The organism is Fodinibius sp. AD559 (assembly GCF_052712805.1).
In genome coordinates this window covers 1-14,968 of the sequence record NZ_JBQPVW010000011.1, presented here as the reverse complement: position 1 = coordinate 14,968, position 14,968 = coordinate 1, and the positions used below count along the sequence as shown (strand labels likewise).

Below are 14,968 nucleotides of genomic sequence, written 5' to 3'. Positions count from 1 at the left end.
GTCGCGATGGAAGAAGGCCTGCGCTTTGCGATCCGCGAGGGCGGCCGCACGGTAGGCGCCGGTGTTGTAACTGAAATAATAGAATAAAAAAGTTCTGATAAGTGGCTACTCAACAAAAAATCAGAATTAAACTTAAGTCGTACGATCACAATTTGATCGATAAATCGGCTGAAAAGATAATTCAGACAGTAAAATCAACAGGAGCTGTGGTATCGGGTCCGATACCGCTTCCAACGAAGAAAAATATTATTACAGTGAACCGATCCGTTCATGTTAACAAAACTGCTCGAGAGCAGTTTGAGTATCGTTCTCACAAACGTTTGATCGATATTCTTTCAACGGGATCGCAAACTGTAGATGCATTAATGAAGCTGGAGTTGCCCTCTGGTGTGGACGTAGAAATTAAAGTGTAACATTTATAATCACTGAACAATGAGTAGTGGTTTGATAGGAAAAAAGATTGGCATGACCAATGTCTTTGATGACAATGGAAAAAATTATGCCGTAACGGTTATTGAAGTTGCTCCCAATGTTATTACGGAGATCAAGACTAATGAAGAAAACGGCTATGAAGCTATACAGCTTTCTGCTTTTGATAAAAAGGAGAAAAGTACTTCAAAACCGTTGAAAGGACATTTTGAAAAGGCCGGAACAACGCCAAAAAAATACATTAAGGAATTCAGAGATTTTATTCCTGAAGATGCTGAACTCGGAGATGAGTTGAATATTGCTGATGTGTTTAACATTGGTGACAATGTTGATGTTGTTGGTGTATCAAAAGGAACAGGGTTTACCGGTGTGGTTAAGCGACATAACTTTAGTGGTGTTGGCGAAGCAACACACGGTCAGCACGATAGACAACGTCACCCTGGTTCCATTGGTCAGGCATCTGATCCAGCTCGTGTTTTTCCTGGAATCAAGATGGCCGGTCGAAGTGGTAATGAACGTAACAAGATCAAAAACTTGACGGTTGCTAAGATATTTAGTGAGTCGAACTTGATGATGGTTACTGGTTCTGTACCCGGTCCTAATGGACGATTTGTTGAAATTTACAATAGACAGTAAGAGATAATTAGCAATGAAGCTTTCGATATTAACAACTGAAGGTAAAGATAGCGGAGATCAGATTGAGTTAGCCGATTCAATATTTGGAATCGAGCCTAATGAAACTGCTATCTATGAAGATGTTCGCCGATATATGGCCAATCAGCGCCAGGGAACATCGAATACAAAAGAACGTGGGCAAGTTCGTGGTGGTGGCCGTAAGGCTTATCGTCAGAAGGGAACCGGTCAAGCACGACGTGGTTCTATTCGGTCCCCATTGTTGAAAGGTGGTGGAACGGTATTTGGTCCAAGCCCGCGAGATCATTCGTTCAAAATGTCTAAAAAGACTAAGCGTTTGGCTCGTAAATCAGCATGGTCTGCAAAGGCGGCTGATGAAGCGATCAAGGTTGTAAATGACTTTACGTTCGATGAGCCTAAGACGCGAAAAGTTGCTGATATTCTTAAGAGTCTGGATATAGATGAACAAAAGGTTCTTATTTTGACAGCAGACACTGATAAAGTGCTTTATAAGTCTGCACGAAATATTCCAAATGTTGAATTATTGGAAGCAAATAAACCTACGACGTATCAGATTCTTGATGCTGATGTTATTCTAATACAAAAAAGTGCTGTTGAAGTACTGCAAGGATCAATTGAATCTGCTGAGGAGGCTGTAGCATGAAACAAGTATTAAAGAAACCATTAATTACTGAAAAACTTACTCGGCTTCAGGAAGAAGGAAAGTATGCTTTTAAGGTAGATAAGCATGCATCAAAAGCGGATATCAAGCAAGCTGTTATTGATAGATATCCGGAAGTGAAGATTAAGAAGATCAACACTATGATCATGCCTTCTAAGCCTAAAGGTCGATATACCCAGAGTGGTTATATCGTAGGCCGAGAAAAAGTTTGGAAGAAAGCAATTGTAACTCTCAAAGAAGGCGAAATAGACTTCTTTAGCGAAATTTAGAAACAAATAGTTCAATGGCTACTAAGAAATCAAAACCATCTACACCCGGTTCCAGGCACAGAATTTCTCCTGTGTTTGATGATGTGACCGTTAACAAGCCTACTGTTAAGCGGCTTGTTAAAGGTAAAGGTCAATCCGGTGGACGGAACAGACAGGGACGAATGACTTCGCGCCATCGTGGGGGAGGTCATAAGCGTCGCTATCGTCAGATTGATTTTAATCGCGATAAGCATGATATCCCTGCAAAAGTTCAAACAATTGAATACGATCCCAACAGGTCGGCACGAATTGCCCTTGTTGCATATGCTGACGGAGAAAAGCGCTATATTATTGCTCCGGATAAGTTAAGTGTTGGTGATACTATTATTAGTGGAACAACAGGCGTTGAGCCGGATGTTGGTAATGCAATGCCGATGAAGCACATGCCGCCTGGTACTTTCATTCACAATATTGAGTTGCACCCTGGACAGGGAGCCCAATTATGCAGAAGTGCCGGTACAGCTGCTCAGATGGTGGCAAAAACAGATCGTTATGTAACGGTTAAGTTGCCATCGAGTGAAGTGCGAATGATTTTAGGTAACTGTATTGCAACTGTTGGATCAACCAGCAATCCCGATCACTTTAATACGACAGTTGGTAAGGCGGGACGTAATCGCTGGAAAGGAAAACGACCTCATACACGTGGTGTTGCTATGAACCCGATTGATCACCCAATGGGCGGTGGTGAAGGTAAAGCTTCAGGTGGACATCCGCGTTCGCCGTGGGGACAATCTTCTAAAGGATTGAAGACAAGAAAACGCAAGAAACTCTCGGATCGATATATCGTTCGGAGTCGCAAAAAGTCTAAAAAGTAATTAGTTATGCCAAGATCGCTAAGAAAGGGACCTTACGTATATTACAAGTTGCAGCGTAAGATTGATGCAATGAATGAGAGCGGCAAGAAGAATGTCATTAAAACATGGAAGCGTAGCTCTATGGTTACGCCTGATTTTGTTGGACTGACATTAGCTGTTCATAACGGGAAGCAATTTATACCCGTTTATATTACTGAGGAAATGGTGGGCCACAAGTTGGGAGAATTTGCTCCTACAAGGACATTCCGTGGACACCCAGTGAAGTCTAAAGCAACACGTGAAGCACCGAAAAAACCAGGACAATAAAGTATTATGGCTGAAGAAACCTTAAAAGCAAGAGCTACGCAAAAACATCTTCGCAGGTCGCCTCGCAAAGTACGATTAGTCGTTGATTCTGTGAGAGGAGATCGTGTAGACAAAGCTCTGAAAAAGCTTGAGTTTACCAACAAAGGATCTGCAGATGAAGTAGCCAAAGTTGTTAAGTCAGCAGCTGCTAACATACGCGATAAGTTTCAGGAAGCTCGACTTGATAACCAGGAGATTTATATTTCAGAAATTTTTGTGAACGAAGGTGCGACACTGAAACGCATACAGCCAAGAGCAATGGGCCGTGCTAATCAGATACGCAAACGTACAAGTCACATCACAGTTGTTGTGGCTAATAACAAAGAATTAGTTAATCAATAAACGATAATACCTTGGGACAGAAATCACATCCAGTAGGTTTACGACTCGGTATCATTCGCGGTTGGGATTCCAATTGGTATTCCGAAGAGAATGAACCCGAAATTTTATATGAAGACACAAAGTTGCGGGAGTATTTACACACGCGGCTTGAAAATGGCGGGCTTTCTCGAGTCATAATCGAACGTACACCAAAACGAATACTACTTACACTTAAAACCAGTCGCCCCGGCGTTATTATCGGGAAGGGCGGTGAACAAATTGAACTTCTGCGCGAAGAGCTTAAAACAATTACTGACAAAGAAGTTCAAATTAATGTAAGTGAAATTAAACGACCCGAAACGGATGCAAGTTTGGTTGCTCAAAACATTGCACAACAGCTTGAGGCCCGGATTTCATTCCGCCGTGCAATGAAAACGGCAATCTCCTCTGCAATGCGTATGGGGGCAGAAGGAATAAAGATTCGCTGTGCAGGTCGATTAGGCGGTGCTGAAATGGCACGTACTGAGCAATATCGCGAAGGACGTGTGCCATTACACACACTGCGTGCTGATATCGATTATTACAATACAACAGCGAATACTATTTACGGATCAATTGGTGTTACGGTTTGGATCTTCAAAGGTGAAATACTCGGTGATATTGAGTTGACACCCGGAGATGCTCATACCCAGCAAAAGGATGATTCGCGAGGACGACGTGGGAAAGGCGGCAAGCGCCGATCACGTCGACGTAGAAGAAATAAGAATTAATACTGTAAATAAATAGAGTCATGTTAGAACCAAGAAATGTACGACGCCGCAGGCAGCATCGTCGCAGCCTCAAAGGTACTGCGCAACGTGGACATACGCTTGCTTATGGCGATTTTGGTTTAAAGGCAATGGAGCCGAAGTACATCACTTCACGGCAGATTGAATCGTGCCGTATTGCAATTGCTCGTCAGTTGCAGCGTGATGGCCAAACCTGGATTAGAATTTTTCCGGATATGCCTAAAACGGCCCAACCCGCTGAAACACGTATGGGTAAGGGTAAGGGAGCTGTTGAAGAGTATGTAGCTGTAGTAAAACCCGGTCGCATTCTATTCGAAATTGCTGGTGTACCCGAGGATTTAGCTTGGGAAGCAATGCGTCGAGCAGATTACAAGCTTCCTATTAAAACGAAATTTATCGTTCGTCGTGATTACGATGGACCATAATTAATAAGGTATTTAATAAATCATGAAAGCACACGAACTACGAGATAAATCAATTGCTGAATTGGAGGCCCGGCTGGACGATGAAAAGCAGGCGTTGCAAGATATGAAGTTTAACCGTGCAATTGCCGGCCAGCTTGAAAATCCCGCACGTATTACTATGACACGTCGCGAGATTGCCCGAATTCATACGATTATTACTGAAAAACAACAAGAAAGTGCTGAATAATTAACACAATGGCACAAACTGAACGAGTACAACGAAGAGAACGAAAAGGTCGCGTGGTCAGCAATAAAATGGATAAAACCATTACAGTTGCTGTAGATCGAAAAGTAAAGCATGCGATTTACGGAAAATATATCACTAAGACGACTAAGTACATGGCCCATGATGAAAGTAATGAGGCTAATGAGGGTGACTTGGTACAAATTATGTCAACCCGTCCGCTTTCTAAGCGAAAGTCTTGGCGTCTTGTAGAAATAATTGAACGAGCAAAATAACCGGACATATTTTAGGAATCTGCAATGGTACAAGCACAAACACAATTAAATGTTGCTGATAACAGCGGCGCTCGTCAACTCAACTGTATTAAAGTTCTTGGCGATTCAAAGCGTCGATACGCAAGAATAGGTGACGTTATTTCCTGCTCAGTAAAAACTGCAATCCCTGGAGGTAATGTTAAAAAGGGAGAAGTAGTAAAAGCTGTAGTAGTGAGAACTAAAAAGGAGATACGTCGCCAGGATGGCAGTTACATTCGTTTTGATGAGAATGCAGCTGTTATTATTAATAAAGAAAGTGAGCCGGTTGGTACACGAATCTTTGGACCAGTAGCTCGCGAACTTCGTGAGCGAAACTACATGCGTATTGTATCACTTGCTCCAGAAGTGCTTTAAAAACGAAATTTATTATGCCACGTACTAAAAACAAGAAAAAGAAATTACACGTTAAAAAAGGCGATGAAGTACGAGTAATCGCTGGTAACGAGAAAGGAAAAGAAGGTCGCATTTTGGCTGTATTTCCCGAAAAGGAACGCGTATTGGTTGAAGGAATCAACATGCGAGTTCATCACGATCAGCCAACCCAGGAAAATCCCCAGGGAGGCCGTATTGAACGAGAAGTTGCAATACATGTATCGAATGTGATGTTATTAGATCCTGCAACAGGAGAACCTACCCGTATTGGCCGCAAGCGCATTGAAGATGACAGCGGTGGACGGTGGGTGCGATACGCAAAGAACAGTGGCGAGATCATTGATAAATAAGAAGTAATTATAGAATGTCAGAAGCAAGACTTTACACACAGTACAAAGACGAAATTATTTCGAACTTGTTGGAACAGTTCGACTACGAAAACGTAATGGCTGTTCCCAAACTCGAAAAGATTGTAATTAACAGCGGTGTTGGTGAAGCAGTGGAGAATGAGAAAGTATTAGACACTGTTACCGACAACCTTGCTAAGATTACGGGGCAAAAACCTGTAACTACTAAGGCAAAGAAATCTATCTCTAATTTTAAAACCAGAGATGGAATGCCCATAGGTTGCAAGGTTACTCTGCGAAAGAAAAAGATGTATGAGTTTCTTGATCGCTTGATCAATCTTGCGCTCCCAAGAACCAGAGACTTTCAAGGAGTGCCTGATAAAAGTTTTGACGGCAGGGGAAATTATTCGCTCGGTGTTAAGGAGCATACGATATTTCCTGAAATAAATACCGATGACGTTGATAATATTCATGGCATGGATATTACGTTTGTCACTACAGCTGACACCGATGAAGAAGCTTATGCTCTACTGAAGGAATTTGGAATGCCGTTTCAAAAACGAAATTAAATTTACAAGCATATACAATTATGGCTAAGAAAGCTTGGATAGCACGTAACGAAAAAAGAAAAAGAACGGTAAAGAAATACGCCGAAAAGCGAAAAAAGCTTAAAGAGGAAGGCAAGTGGGAAGAGTTACAAAAGCTTCCTCGTGATGCAAGTCCTACACGCGTAAACAATCGCTGTAATTTAACAGGACGTTGTCGCGGCTATATTCGCAAGTACGGTATCTCTCGTATTAAATTTCGTGAACTTGCACTCGACGGGAAGATTCCTGGCGTAAGAAAAGCAAGTTGGTAACATTTTAACGAAGAACTTCTATGTTTGATCCAATATCAGATTATTTAACAAGAATACGTAACGCTCAACAAGCTGGACACCGACGGGTGGATATTCCCGCGTCCAAGTTGAAGCGTGCAATGACCAAAATCCTTTTGGATAAAGGTTACATTAATAAGTTTATCAATATTGATGATGGAAAACAGGGAATGCTTCGCCTGTTTTTGAAATACGATGCGTATGGTCATCCGGTTATTAAGAAAATGAAGCGTCGTTCTAAACCGGGACTTCGTGAGTATTGTGGAGCGGATAACATTCCCAGAGCTCTTAACGGATTGGGAATTGTAATACTCTCAACCTCTCGCGGAGTAATGACTGATAAAGAAGCCCGCAAAGTTAAGGTGGGTGGCGAAGTATTGTGCACTGTTTATTAAAACTAAGGTGATAGAATTATGTCTCGTATCGGAAATCAACCGATTGAATTAAAAGAAGATGTTGAGTTTAGCATTGATGCTGATAATGTGGTCACCCTGAAAGGGGAAAAGGGCAGTGATACACTGCAGATGGATCCGAGCATTAATGTTGAGAAAAAAGACGGTGAATTAATTGTCAATAGAACGGGTGAGCAGAAAATTGACCGCTCGTTACACGGGCTCTACCGATCTCTGATCAGTAATATGATGATTGGAGTATCAGAAGGATATAAAAAAGAGCTCGAAATTATTGGCGTTGGTTACCGTGCATCTTTAAGTAACGGAGTTCTTGAAATGACATTGGGTTTTTCTCACCCAATATACTTTGTGCCACCTGATGGAGTTGATCTTGAAGTTGATACAAAGACAAAAAAGAACCCTATGATTATTGTATCTGGAATTAACAAGGAATTAGTTGGTCAGGTTGCCGCTAAAATACGCTCATTACGTCCCCCGGAGCCCTATAAAGGTAAGGGAATTCGATATGTTGATGAATGGGTTCGTAGAAAAGCTGGTAAATCTGCTGCTAAAGCTTAATAGGAATTATTTACGATGGATAAAAACGTTAAAAAAACATTACGTCGCGATAGGATACGTCGCCGTATTCGAGCAACAATTAAAGGCACAGCCGAACGCCCTCGATTATCAGTGTATAAAAGCAATAAAAATGTTTATGCACAGCTTGTTAATGATCGTATGGGACACACTTTGGCTGGAGTTTCTACTGAATCTGAAGAAATTGCCGATGAAGTCAAAGATAAAAGCAAGAAAGAAGCTGCTGCCATAGTTGGAAAGCGTTTAGCTGAGCTTGCTGTTGACAAAGGAATTGAAAAAGCAGTATTCGATCGAAGTGGTTATAAATACCACGGCGTTGTTAAAGCCCTTGCAGAGGGTGCTCGCGAAGGAGGTTTAGACTTTTAAACAAGAATAATTATGCCAAAAGTAAGAAGACGACATAACATAACGCCTACAAATCTTAACCTTGAAGAAAAACTGGTTCATATTAACCGGGTTTCCAAGGTGGTAAAAGGTGGCCGCCGCTTTAGCTTTAATGCTATTGTGGTTGTTGGTAATAAAGACGGAGTGGTAGGACACGGTCTTGGAAAAGCCAATGAAGTCTCCGATGCCATCCAAAAAGGATTTGATAATGCTAAGAAGAATCTTATAAGAGTACCGATGACAAAAACCGGTAGTATTTATCATACAATTACCGGAAAGGAAGGTGCTGGCGAAGTGTTACTTCGACCGGCATCAGAAGGTACCGGTGTAATTGCCGGAGGACCAGTTAAGGCGTTACTTGATATTGCCGGATTGCAAAATATTCTTACAAAATCAGTAGGATCATCAAATCCGCATAACATGGTTAAGGCAACATATAATGGGTTGAAGAATCTGACCGATCCATTTGAGGTTGCTGAACGACGTGGTGTTTCAATGAATAAAGTATTTGAAGGCTAATAGATCTAAGGAATTTAACCAAGGTAAGAAAATGGATTTAAGTAATTTAAAAGCCCCTGAACCCAATAAGAAAAAGGCCAAACGTATTGGTCGTGGCCAAGGTTCAGGAAGAGGTGGACATACTGTTGGAAAAGGTCACAACGGTCAGCGTTCACGTAGTGGTTTCAAAGAAAAATTTTGGTTTGAAGGTGGACAGATGCCTTTACAGCGACGCGTGCCTAAGTGGGGTTTTAATAATAAGTTCCGCAAAGAGTATGTAGCTGTAAATACTGGTACTATTCAACTATTTGTCGAGCACGGAAAACTTGAAGAGACAATTACTCTTGAAGATCTTCGTAATGCTGGACTTGCAGGTAAAAATGATCTAGTAAAATTACTTGGCGATGGTGATATCGAAGCATCAATTGATATTGAAGTACATAATGCAAGTGATTCTGCTCAGGAAAAAGTTGAAGAGGCTGGTGGAAACATCACATTCGCAAAGAATAATCAATAAAAATAGATAGGCCACCTTCTAAATGAGTTTAGTCGAAAACTTTCGCAACATCTTTAAGATAGAAGAGCTGAAAAATCGCATCTTCTATGTCATCGGTATCTTGATGGTTTATCGCATAGGAAGTTTTGTAACACTTCCCGGTGTTGATGCTGCTCAATTAACGCAACAGGCCGGAGATGCTTCAAGTCTACTTGGTCTTTTTGATATGTTTGTTGGTGGTGCTTTTTCACGTGCAGGTGTATTTGCACTTGGAATTATGCCTTATATTACTGCCGCCATTATTATTCAGTTAATGGGTGCAGTAGTACCCTATTTTCAAAAATTGCAGCGCGAAGGTGAAGAAGGAAGACGAAAAATAAATAGGCTAACGCGTTATGGAACTATAGGAATTACGTTGGTTCAGTCTATAGGTTTTGCTATAAACTTAATGGCAACATCACCAAATGCTATTGTGGTAAGTAATTTTACGTTTGTACTTACCTCAATGATTATCTTAACCGCAGGTACTGCTTTTGTGATGTGGTTGGGGGAAAGAATTTCTGACCGTGGAATTGGTAATGGTATTTCAATCATTATTATGATTGGTATTATTGCTCGGTTACCTGCGAGTTTGATCAACGAGGTGACCACTAAAGGTAATCTCATTATTGTGATTGTTGAGATCGCAGCGTTGGTTCTGGTAATCGCTGCTTGTGTGCTATTGACACAGGGTGTACGGAAAGTTCCTGTACAATATGCGAAGCGAGTAGTAGGTCGTAAGGTTTACGGAGGCACGACACAATATCTGCCACTCCGGTTAAATGCTGCTGGTGTGATGCCGATTATTTTTGCGCAGTCTATTATGTTTATCCCAAGTACAATTGGAACGTTTTTCCCTAATAACCAGACCGTGCAAATGTTGACTGCCTGGTCGAGTGATTTTACAGGAATCACCTATTCCATTATCTTTGGGATCATTGTAGTGTTCTTTACATACTTTTATACCGCGATTACGGTTAATCCCCGAGAAATGGCAGATACGATGAAACGTCAGGGAGGATTTATACCGGGGGTTCGCCCAGGAAATCAAACTGTTGAATTTATTGATAATATCTTGACGAAGGTTACACTGCCAGGTTCGATTTTCTTAGCGATTATAGCTATTATGCCGGCCATTGTGGCCAGGATGGGAGTTACACCGGGATTCGCCCTGTTTTATGGCGGAACCAGCTTGTTGATTATTGTTGGTGTAGCTCTTGATACATTACAGCAAATTGAAAGCCACTTGATGATGCGCCATTATGATGGCTTTATGAAAACTGGTAAGATGAAAGGTCGGCGTAGATCGTAAGATGATTTTCCTAAAAAGCGAATCAGAAATAGAAAAAATGCGCGAAAGCGCGCAGATTGTTTCTCGCACACTGGGTGAGGTTGCAAAGCATATTGAACCTGGAGTTACGACGGGAAGGCTCGACAGAATTGCTGAAGAGTATATACAAAAGAATGATGGTCGACCCGCTTTTAAAGGGTATGGACCTAAAGGGAATGAATTCCCGGGAACGTTGTGTATTTCAATTAATGAAGAGGTCGTTCACGGTATCCCCAGTGATAAACGCGAGCTGAAGGAAGGTGATATTGTTTCCATTGATTGTGGTGTTGAAAAGAATGGATACTTCGGCGATCATGCTTATACGTTTGCCGTTGGTGAATGTGAGGACGAAAAAATTCGTTTGTTACGTGCAACGTTAGAATCATTATATAAAGGAATTGAAAAGGCTGTGCATGGCAATAGAATTGGAGATATGTCTCAAGCTGTGCAAAGCCATTGTGAGAGTGAAGGATTTGGAGTAGTTAGAGACTTGGTAGGTCACGGTCTCGGAAAGTCACTACACGAAGATCCTTCAGTACCAAATTTTGGAAAGTCTGGAAGAGGAGAGCGTCTCCGATCCGGAATGACACTTGCTGTTGAACCAATGATTACGCTCGGTTCTTGGCAAGTAGAAACATTAGATGATGGCTGGACGGTTGTTACAGCTGATCGAAAGGTATCTGCACATTATGAACATGATATTGTTGTACGAGAAGGAAAAGCTGAAATTTTAAGTACTTTTGATTATATTAGAGAGATAACGAAAAGTCGAATAAACGCAAATATTTAGCAATGGCTAAAGAAGAGCCAATTAAACAGGATGGCGAAATTATTGAAGCATTACCCAATGCACAATTTCGCGTTGAACTTGATAACGGGCACGAAATATTGGCCCATGTATCAGGTAAAATGAGAATGTATTATATTAAAATTCTTCCCGGCGACCGAGTCGCTGTGGAAATGTCTCCCTACGATTTATCGAAGGGACGTATCACGTATCGTTACAAATAAAATTTCAATTTAAAAGAGTTTAATGTTATGAAGACTCGATCTTCAGTAAAGAAAAGAAGTGAAGACGACAAAATTGTACGACGCAATGGTCGTGTTTATGTAATTAACAAGAAGAATCCACGCCACAAGCAACGGCAAGGATAATTAATTCAGATAGTTTTTTATGGCTAGAATTGCTGGAATAGACTTACCTAAAAATAAGCGCGGTGAAATAGGTCTGACCTACATCCATGGTATTGGCCGGTCAACTGCTCAGGATATTCTTGATGAGCTTGAAATTGACCGTGATACTAAAGTTGTAGATTGGACTGATGAAGAAGTATCAAAGCTCCGTCAAAAGATTGATAATGAGTATAAAGTGGAAGGAGCATTACGAAGTGAGGTGAAAGCCAATATACGACGGTTAATTGAGATTGGTTCTTATCGTGGTAATCGACATCGTAAAGGATTGCCCGTACGAGGACAACGTACTCAAACTAATGCACGTACCCGAAAAGGAAAGCGTCGAACCGTTGCGGGTAAGAAATCAGCTCCTCGAAAATAATTAAACGAGATAATTAAATGGCAAAGCGACAACGTAAATCTGCGAAAAAGAAACGACGAAAGCAGCTTTCAGATCCCAATGGAATGGCGTTTATTAAGGCAACATTTAATAATGTCTTAGTAACGGTTACTGATGCTGATGGTAATGCACTTTCTTGGTCATCAGCTGGTAAAGAAGGTTTTAAGGGATCTCGAAAAAATACACCATATGCAGCACAATTAAGTGCTGAAACGGCAGCAACTGCAGCGTATGAAATGGGATTGCGACGAGTTGAGGTTTTTGTGAAAGGGCCCGGCTCTGGACGTGAAGCAGCAGTTCGTGCTTTAGCATCAAGTGGATTGGAAGTAACTGCGATTAAAGATCGTACTCCCATTCCTCATAATGGTTGTAGACCACCTAAACGACGAAGAGTATAACGAAGTAAATTTATAGTTAATCATGGCAAGATACAGAGGCCCAAAACAAAAGAAAGCAAGACGTTTTCGTGAACCAATTTTTGGTCCCAGCAAGGCGCTGGAACGAAAACCATATGGACCTGGTCAACACGGCCGATCCAGATATTCGAGAAAATCAGAATATGCTATTCAGCTTGAAGAAAAGCAGAAAGCAAAATATACCTATGGCTTGCTTGAAAAGCAGTTTTCAAATCTGTTTGATAAAGCAAATGCCAAAGATGGTGTAACAGGTGAGATTCTGTTGCAACTGCTTGAAAGCCGTCTTGATAATACTGTTTATCGTTTAGGTTTTGCAAGAACGCGTCGACAGGCAAGGCAATTAGTGAGCCATAAGCATATAGTGGTTAATGGAGAGGTTGTTAATATTCCATCTTATCAGCTTAAGCCTGGGGATGTAGTAAGTGTACGACCAAAATCTAAGACTTTAGAAGTAATTAATGAGTCGTTACAGCACGCTCCTTCGAGTAAGTACAAATGGGTAGAAATTGATAAGAAAGATATGCAGGGTAAGTTTTTGAATGTACCTGAAATGGAAGAAATACCTGAAAATATTAATGTACAGCTTATCGTTGAGCTCTACTCTAAGTAATTTAAATTAATTAGTTTATAAAGCGATTGATATGAGTAATTATAGTATACAAATGCCTGAACCGCTTGAGGTTGAAGAAGCAACGGATACCTTTGGTACATTTATTTTACAGCCATTGGAACGAGGTTTTGGAGTTACCATCGGTAATTCGTTCCGCAGGATATTGCTTTCTTCTTTACCGGGAATTGCTATCAATGCTGTTAAAATTAATGGAGTTGAGCATGAGTATTCCAGTATTGAAGGTGTTAAAGAGGATGTTTATGAAATAATCCTTAACCTAAAAGAGATTCGTTTCAAACAGATTGAACAGAGCAGTGGAATTGTTCATCTTTCAAAATCTGGAGAAGGGAAACTTACAGCTGAGGATATCTCTGAGGCCACAGCAGATTATGAAGTTCTTAACCCCGACCAGCTTATTGCAACGATGGCGGAAGATGCAGATATAGAAATGGAGCTGCACGTTGGCAGAGGTCGTGGTTATGTGCCTGCAGAGGAACAAAATGTAGATACAGAAGAGGATGTAAGTCTTATCCCTATAGATGCTATTTATACTCCTATTAAACAGGTACAGTTTGATGTAGATAATGTTCGTGTTGGTCAGCGTACCGACTACGAAAAGTTGGTTATGGATATAACTACTGATGGTTCAATAAATTCAAAAGAAGCTCTTACAATAGCAGGTAAAATTTTAAAAGAGCACATTGAGAAATTTATTACTGAAGAAATTGATGAGCCATTCACACAAGAGGAAGAAGAAGTTGATGCAGAAAAGCAACGAATTGCAAACTTGTTGAAAACAAGTATTGAAGATCTGAACTTAAGTGTACGTTCATATAACTGCTTAAAATCGGCCAATATTAATACTATTGGTGAATTGGTAGCCAGAGATGAACAAGACTTATTAAAATTTCGAAACTTTGGTAAGAAATCTTTGGCCGAATTAGTAGAAGTTATTGAGGGCAAGGATCTTCATTTTGGAATGGATGTAACAAAGTATTTAGATAAATCATAAAGGTATTATAGAAACAAATGCGTCATTTAAATAAAGGTAGAAAGCTCGGTAGAACACCATCGCACCGTAAGGCAACATTGAGTGCGCTTTCTGTAGCTTTAATTAAAGAACATAGAATAGTAACGACAGTACCTAAGGCCAAGGAGCTTAGAACGTTTGTTGAGCCCTTAATTACGAAAGCCAAGGAAGATACTTCGCATAATCGACAGCAGGTATTTTCTAAGCTGGAAGACAAAGCTGTAGTTTCACATCTTTTTGATGAAGTTGCCCAGAAAGCTATGGATCGACCTGGCGGATATACGCGTGTTGTAAAACTTGGGTACCGATCTGGCGATAATGCACAGATGGCTGTTATAGAATTGGTTGATTATAATGACATAAAACCAACAGATAGCAAGAAGAATAAAGGAACACGCCGAGCCGGTAAATCCAAGAGCACGACTTCCTCTTCTGAAGCTCAGAAAAAAGAAGAATCAGCTTCCGAAGAAGAATAACCGACCTCAATTTTAACGGCTTTAGGTGGATAAGCTCTCCCTTTTTGTGTAATAAAATTGTTTGAAATAAAACTTGTTTTGTAGGGAATAACTCCTTATCATTGGAACGCCTTGAAACAAGGGCGAGCGAACTGATAAAAATCGCAAAGTGCTTAATAAACAGCGCATTGTTTCGTTCTTTGACAGACTGAGAACATACAGACGATCGCACGTCGAGCCCTTGTCAGCCCCAACTTAGGTTGGGGTTC

Annotated in this window: 30 protein-coding genes; all 30 read left to right on the top strand. The window is 40.8% G+C overall.

Annotation, left to right across the window (positions count from 1 at the left end; translation table 11 throughout):
- On the top strand, window positions 1-87 hold an 87-nt coding region (locus ACQ4LT_RS14625; RefSeq protein ID WP_445666794.1), incomplete at its 5' end, for an EF-Tu C-terminal domain-related protein.
- A 14-nt stretch (window positions 88-101) separates the two neighbouring features.
- A complete protein-coding gene (gene rpsJ / locus ACQ4LT_RS14620; RefSeq protein ID WP_095607732.1) occupies window positions 102-413 on the top strand; it encodes a 30S ribosomal protein S10 in 312 nt (103 codons plus the stop codon).
- Window positions 414-432: 19 nt separating this feature from the next.
- Entirely contained in the window at window positions 433-1,065 is a 633-nt protein-coding gene (gene rplC, locus ACQ4LT_RS14615; protein WP_445666793.1) for a 50S ribosomal protein L3, read from the top strand.
- Window positions 1,066-1,078: 13 nt separating this feature from the next.
- Window positions 1,079-1,726: a 50S ribosomal protein L4 gene (gene rplD / locus ACQ4LT_RS14610; protein WP_445666792.1), complete on the top strand. Its 648-nt coding sequence runs from the start codon at window positions 1,079-1,081 to the stop codon at window positions 1,724-1,726.
- Window positions 1,723-2,013, top strand: coding sequence for a 50S ribosomal protein L23 (rplW, locus tag ACQ4LT_RS14605; RefSeq protein ID WP_095607735.1), 291 nt, complete (start codon window positions 1,723-1,725; stop codon window positions 2,011-2,013). The genes rplD and rplW overlap by 4 nt, the downstream gene beginning before the upstream one ends.
- Before the next feature lie 14 nt (window positions 2,014-2,027).
- The gene (gene rplB / locus ACQ4LT_RS14600; protein WP_445666791.1) at window positions 2,028-2,867 is read left to right on the top strand and encodes a 50S ribosomal protein L2; all 840 of its coding nucleotides are present in this window, start codon (window positions 2,028-2,030) and stop codon (window positions 2,865-2,867) included.
- 6 nt (window positions 2,868-2,873) lie between these two features.
- Window positions 2,874-3,173 (top strand): 30S ribosomal protein S19, encoded by a 300-nt coding sequence (gene rpsS, locus ACQ4LT_RS14595; protein WP_445666790.1) that lies wholly within the window; start codon window positions 2,874-2,876, stop codon window positions 3,171-3,173.
- Between the two features lie 6 nt (window positions 3,174-3,179).
- The gene (gene rplV / locus ACQ4LT_RS14590; RefSeq protein WP_445666789.1) at window positions 3,180-3,554 is read left to right on the top strand and encodes a 50S ribosomal protein L22; all 375 of its coding nucleotides are present in this window, start codon (window positions 3,180-3,182) and stop codon (window positions 3,552-3,554) included.
- An 11-nt stretch (window positions 3,555-3,565) separates the two neighbouring features.
- On the top strand, window positions 3,566-4,303 hold the full coding sequence (gene rpsC, locus ACQ4LT_RS14585) for a 30S ribosomal protein S3 (protein WP_095607739.1): 738 nt from the start codon (window positions 3,566-3,568) through the stop codon (window positions 4,301-4,303).
- A gap of 20 nt (window positions 4,304-4,323) precedes the next feature.
- The gene (gene rplP, locus ACQ4LT_RS14580) at window positions 4,324-4,746 is read left to right on the top strand and encodes a 50S ribosomal protein L16 (RefSeq protein ID WP_095607740.1); all 423 of its coding nucleotides are present in this window, start codon (window positions 4,324-4,326) and stop codon (window positions 4,744-4,746) included.
- Window positions 4,747-4,768: 22 nt separating this feature from the next.
- Window positions 4,769-4,972, top strand: a complete 204-nt coding sequence (gene rpmC, locus ACQ4LT_RS14575; RefSeq protein WP_322574013.1) for a 50S ribosomal protein L29 — start codon at window positions 4,769-4,771, stop codon at window positions 4,970-4,972.
- 8 nt (window positions 4,973-4,980) lie between these two features.
- Window positions 4,981-5,244 carry a 30S ribosomal protein S17 gene (gene rpsQ / locus ACQ4LT_RS14570; RefSeq protein ID WP_095607742.1) on the top strand — a complete coding sequence of 88 codons (264 nt, stop codon included), beginning with the start codon at window positions 4,981-4,983 and terminating at the stop codon, window positions 5,242-5,244.
- A 24-nt stretch (window positions 5,245-5,268) separates the two neighbouring features.
- Window positions 5,269-5,637, top strand: coding sequence for a 50S ribosomal protein L14 (gene rplN, locus ACQ4LT_RS14565; protein WP_445666788.1), 369 nt, complete (start codon window positions 5,269-5,271; stop codon window positions 5,635-5,637).
- A 14-nt stretch (window positions 5,638-5,651) separates the two neighbouring features.
- On the top strand, window positions 5,652-6,005 hold the full coding sequence (rplX, locus tag ACQ4LT_RS14560; RefSeq protein WP_445666787.1) for a 50S ribosomal protein L24: 354 nt from the start codon (window positions 5,652-5,654) through the stop codon (window positions 6,003-6,005).
- A gap of 14 nt (window positions 6,006-6,019) precedes the next feature.
- Window positions 6,020-6,571 carry a 50S ribosomal protein L5 gene (rplE, locus tag ACQ4LT_RS14555; protein ID WP_445666786.1) on the top strand — a complete coding sequence of 184 codons (552 nt, stop codon included), beginning with the start codon at window positions 6,020-6,022 and terminating at the stop codon, window positions 6,569-6,571.
- A gap of 20 nt (window positions 6,572-6,591) precedes the next feature.
- On the top strand, window positions 6,592-6,861 hold the full coding sequence (gene rpsN, locus ACQ4LT_RS14550; protein WP_441001432.1) for a 30S ribosomal protein S14: 270 nt from the start codon (window positions 6,592-6,594) through the stop codon (window positions 6,859-6,861).
- A gap of 20 nt (window positions 6,862-6,881) precedes the next feature.
- The gene (gene rpsH, locus ACQ4LT_RS14545) at window positions 6,882-7,274 is read left to right on the top strand and encodes a 30S ribosomal protein S8 (protein WP_441001433.1); all 393 of its coding nucleotides are present in this window, start codon (window positions 6,882-6,884) and stop codon (window positions 7,272-7,274) included.
- An 18-nt stretch (window positions 7,275-7,292) separates the two neighbouring features.
- Complete coding sequence (gene rplF, locus ACQ4LT_RS14540; RefSeq protein WP_445666785.1) at window positions 7,293-7,850, top strand: 50S ribosomal protein L6; 558 nt, start codon at window positions 7,293-7,295, stop codon at window positions 7,848-7,850.
- Window positions 7,851-7,865: 15 nt separating this feature from the next.
- The gene (gene rplR / locus ACQ4LT_RS14535) at window positions 7,866-8,234 is read left to right on the top strand and encodes a 50S ribosomal protein L18 (protein WP_445666784.1); all 369 of its coding nucleotides are present in this window, start codon (window positions 7,866-7,868) and stop codon (window positions 8,232-8,234) included.
- A 12-nt stretch (window positions 8,235-8,246) separates the two neighbouring features.
- Window positions 8,247-8,771 (top strand): 30S ribosomal protein S5, encoded by a 525-nt coding sequence (rpsE, locus tag ACQ4LT_RS14530; RefSeq protein ID WP_445666783.1) that lies wholly within the window; start codon window positions 8,247-8,249, stop codon window positions 8,769-8,771.
- A 31-nt stretch (window positions 8,772-8,802) separates the two neighbouring features.
- On the top strand, window positions 8,803-9,267 hold the full coding sequence (rplO, locus tag ACQ4LT_RS14525; protein WP_445666782.1) for a 50S ribosomal protein L15: 465 nt from the start codon (window positions 8,803-8,805) through the stop codon (window positions 9,265-9,267).
- Between the two features lie 22 nt (window positions 9,268-9,289).
- Complete coding sequence (secY, locus tag ACQ4LT_RS14520) at window positions 9,290-10,597, top strand: preprotein translocase subunit SecY (protein ID WP_445666781.1); 1,308 nt, start codon at window positions 9,290-9,292, stop codon at window positions 10,595-10,597.
- Window position 10,598: 1 nt separating this feature from the next.
- Window positions 10,599-11,405: a type I methionyl aminopeptidase gene (gene map / locus ACQ4LT_RS14515; RefSeq protein WP_445666780.1), complete on the top strand. Its 807-nt coding sequence runs from the start codon at window positions 10,599-10,601 to the stop codon at window positions 11,403-11,405.
- Between the two features lie 2 nt (window positions 11,406-11,407).
- Window positions 11,408-11,626: a translation initiation factor IF-1 gene (infA, locus tag ACQ4LT_RS14510; protein ID WP_073068622.1), complete on the top strand. Its 219-nt coding sequence runs from the start codon at window positions 11,408-11,410 to the stop codon at window positions 11,624-11,626.
- Between the two features lie 27 nt (window positions 11,627-11,653).
- Window positions 11,654-11,770: a 50S ribosomal protein L36 gene (gene rpmJ / locus ACQ4LT_RS14505; protein WP_095607755.1), complete on the top strand. Its 117-nt coding sequence runs from the start codon at window positions 11,654-11,656 to the stop codon at window positions 11,768-11,770.
- Between the two features lie 19 nt (window positions 11,771-11,789).
- A complete protein-coding gene (gene rpsM / locus ACQ4LT_RS14500; protein WP_322574024.1) occupies window positions 11,790-12,170 on the top strand; it encodes a 30S ribosomal protein S13 in 381 nt (126 codons plus the stop codon).
- A gap of 17 nt (window positions 12,171-12,187) precedes the next feature.
- Complete coding sequence (rpsK, locus tag ACQ4LT_RS14495) at window positions 12,188-12,586, top strand: 30S ribosomal protein S11 (protein ID WP_342523665.1); 399 nt, start codon at window positions 12,188-12,190, stop codon at window positions 12,584-12,586.
- Between the two features lie 22 nt (window positions 12,587-12,608).
- Complete coding sequence (gene rpsD / locus ACQ4LT_RS14490) at window positions 12,609-13,214, top strand: 30S ribosomal protein S4 (protein WP_445666779.1); 606 nt, start codon at window positions 12,609-12,611, stop codon at window positions 13,212-13,214.
- A gap of 31 nt (window positions 13,215-13,245) precedes the next feature.
- Window positions 13,246-14,226: a DNA-directed RNA polymerase subunit alpha gene (locus ACQ4LT_RS14485; protein WP_445666778.1), complete on the top strand. Its 981-nt coding sequence runs from the start codon at window positions 13,246-13,248 to the stop codon at window positions 14,224-14,226.
- A gap of 17 nt (window positions 14,227-14,243) precedes the next feature.
- Window positions 14,244-14,720, top strand: coding sequence for a 50S ribosomal protein L17 (gene rplQ / locus ACQ4LT_RS14480; RefSeq protein ID WP_445666777.1), 477 nt, complete (start codon window positions 14,244-14,246; stop codon window positions 14,718-14,720).
- Window positions 14,721-14,968 lie beyond the last annotated feature (248 nt).

Coding starts and splice junctions, on each gene's coding strand:
- rpsN (WP_441001432.1), top strand. CDS start 6,592: ATGGCTAAGAAAGCTTGGATAGCACGTAACGAAAAAAGAAAAAGAACG.
- rplC (WP_445666793.1), top strand. CDS start 433: ATGAGTAGTGGTTTGATAGGAAAAAAGATTGGCATGACCAATGTCTTT.
- rplX (WP_445666787.1), top strand. CDS start 5,652: ATGCCACGTACTAAAAACAAGAAAAAGAAATTACACGTTAAAAAAGGC.
- rplD (WP_445666792.1), top strand. CDS start 1,079: ATGAAGCTTTCGATATTAACAACTGAAGGTAAAGATAGCGGAGATCAG.
- rplO (WP_445666782.1), top strand. CDS start 8,803: ATGGATTTAAGTAATTTAAAAGCCCCTGAACCCAATAAGAAAAAGGCC.
- rplR (WP_445666784.1), top strand. CDS start 7,866: ATGGATAAAAACGTTAAAAAAACATTACGTCGCGATAGGATACGTCGC.
- ACQ4LT_RS14485 (WP_445666778.1), top strand. CDS start 13,246: ATGAGTAATTATAGTATACAAATGCCTGAACCGCTTGAGGTTGAAGAA.
- rplE (WP_445666786.1), top strand. CDS start 6,020: ATGTCAGAAGCAAGACTTTACACACAGTACAAAGACGAAATTATTTCG.
- rpsK (WP_342523665.1), top strand. CDS start 12,188: ATGGCAAAGCGACAACGTAAATCTGCGAAAAAGAAACGACGAAAGCAG.
- rplF (WP_445666785.1), top strand. CDS start 7,293: ATGTCTCGTATCGGAAATCAACCGATTGAATTAAAAGAAGATGTTGAG.
- rpsS (WP_445666790.1), top strand. CDS start 2,874: ATGCCAAGATCGCTAAGAAAGGGACCTTACGTATATTACAAGTTGCAG.
- rpsM (WP_322574024.1), top strand. CDS start 11,790: ATGGCTAGAATTGCTGGAATAGACTTACCTAAAAATAAGCGCGGTGAA.
- rplN (WP_445666788.1), top strand. CDS start 5,269: ATGGTACAAGCACAAACACAATTAAATGTTGCTGATAACAGCGGCGCT.
- rplV (WP_445666789.1), top strand. CDS start 3,180: ATGGCTGAAGAAACCTTAAAAGCAAGAGCTACGCAAAAACATCTTCGC.
- rpmJ (WP_095607755.1), top strand. CDS start 11,654: ATGAAGACTCGATCTTCAGTAAAGAAAAGAAGTGAAGACGACAAAATT.
- rpsQ (WP_095607742.1), top strand. CDS start 4,981: ATGGCACAAACTGAACGAGTACAACGAAGAGAACGAAAAGGTCGCGTG.
- rplQ (WP_445666777.1), top strand. CDS start 14,244: ATGCGTCATTTAAATAAAGGTAGAAAGCTCGGTAGAACACCATCGCAC.
- rpmC (WP_322574013.1), top strand. CDS start 4,769: ATGAAAGCACACGAACTACGAGATAAATCAATTGCTGAATTGGAGGCC.
- map (WP_445666780.1), top strand. CDS start 10,599: ATGATTTTCCTAAAAAGCGAATCAGAAATAGAAAAAATGCGCGAAAGC.
- rpsD (WP_445666779.1), top strand. CDS start 12,609: ATGGCAAGATACAGAGGCCCAAAACAAAAGAAAGCAAGACGTTTTCGT.
- rplW (WP_095607735.1), top strand. CDS start 1,723: ATGAAACAAGTATTAAAGAAACCATTAATTACTGAAAAACTTACTCGG.
- rpsE (WP_445666783.1), top strand. CDS start 8,247: ATGCCAAAAGTAAGAAGACGACATAACATAACGCCTACAAATCTTAAC.
- rpsH (WP_441001433.1), top strand. CDS start 6,882: ATGTTTGATCCAATATCAGATTATTTAACAAGAATACGTAACGCTCAA.
- rplP (WP_095607740.1), top strand. CDS start 4,324: ATGTTAGAACCAAGAAATGTACGACGCCGCAGGCAGCATCGTCGCAGC.
- infA (WP_073068622.1), top strand. CDS start 11,408: ATGGCTAAAGAAGAGCCAATTAAACAGGATGGCGAAATTATTGAAGCA.
- rplB (WP_445666791.1), top strand. CDS start 2,028: ATGGCTACTAAGAAATCAAAACCATCTACACCCGGTTCCAGGCACAGA.
- secY (WP_445666781.1), top strand. CDS start 9,290: ATGAGTTTAGTCGAAAACTTTCGCAACATCTTTAAGATAGAAGAGCTG.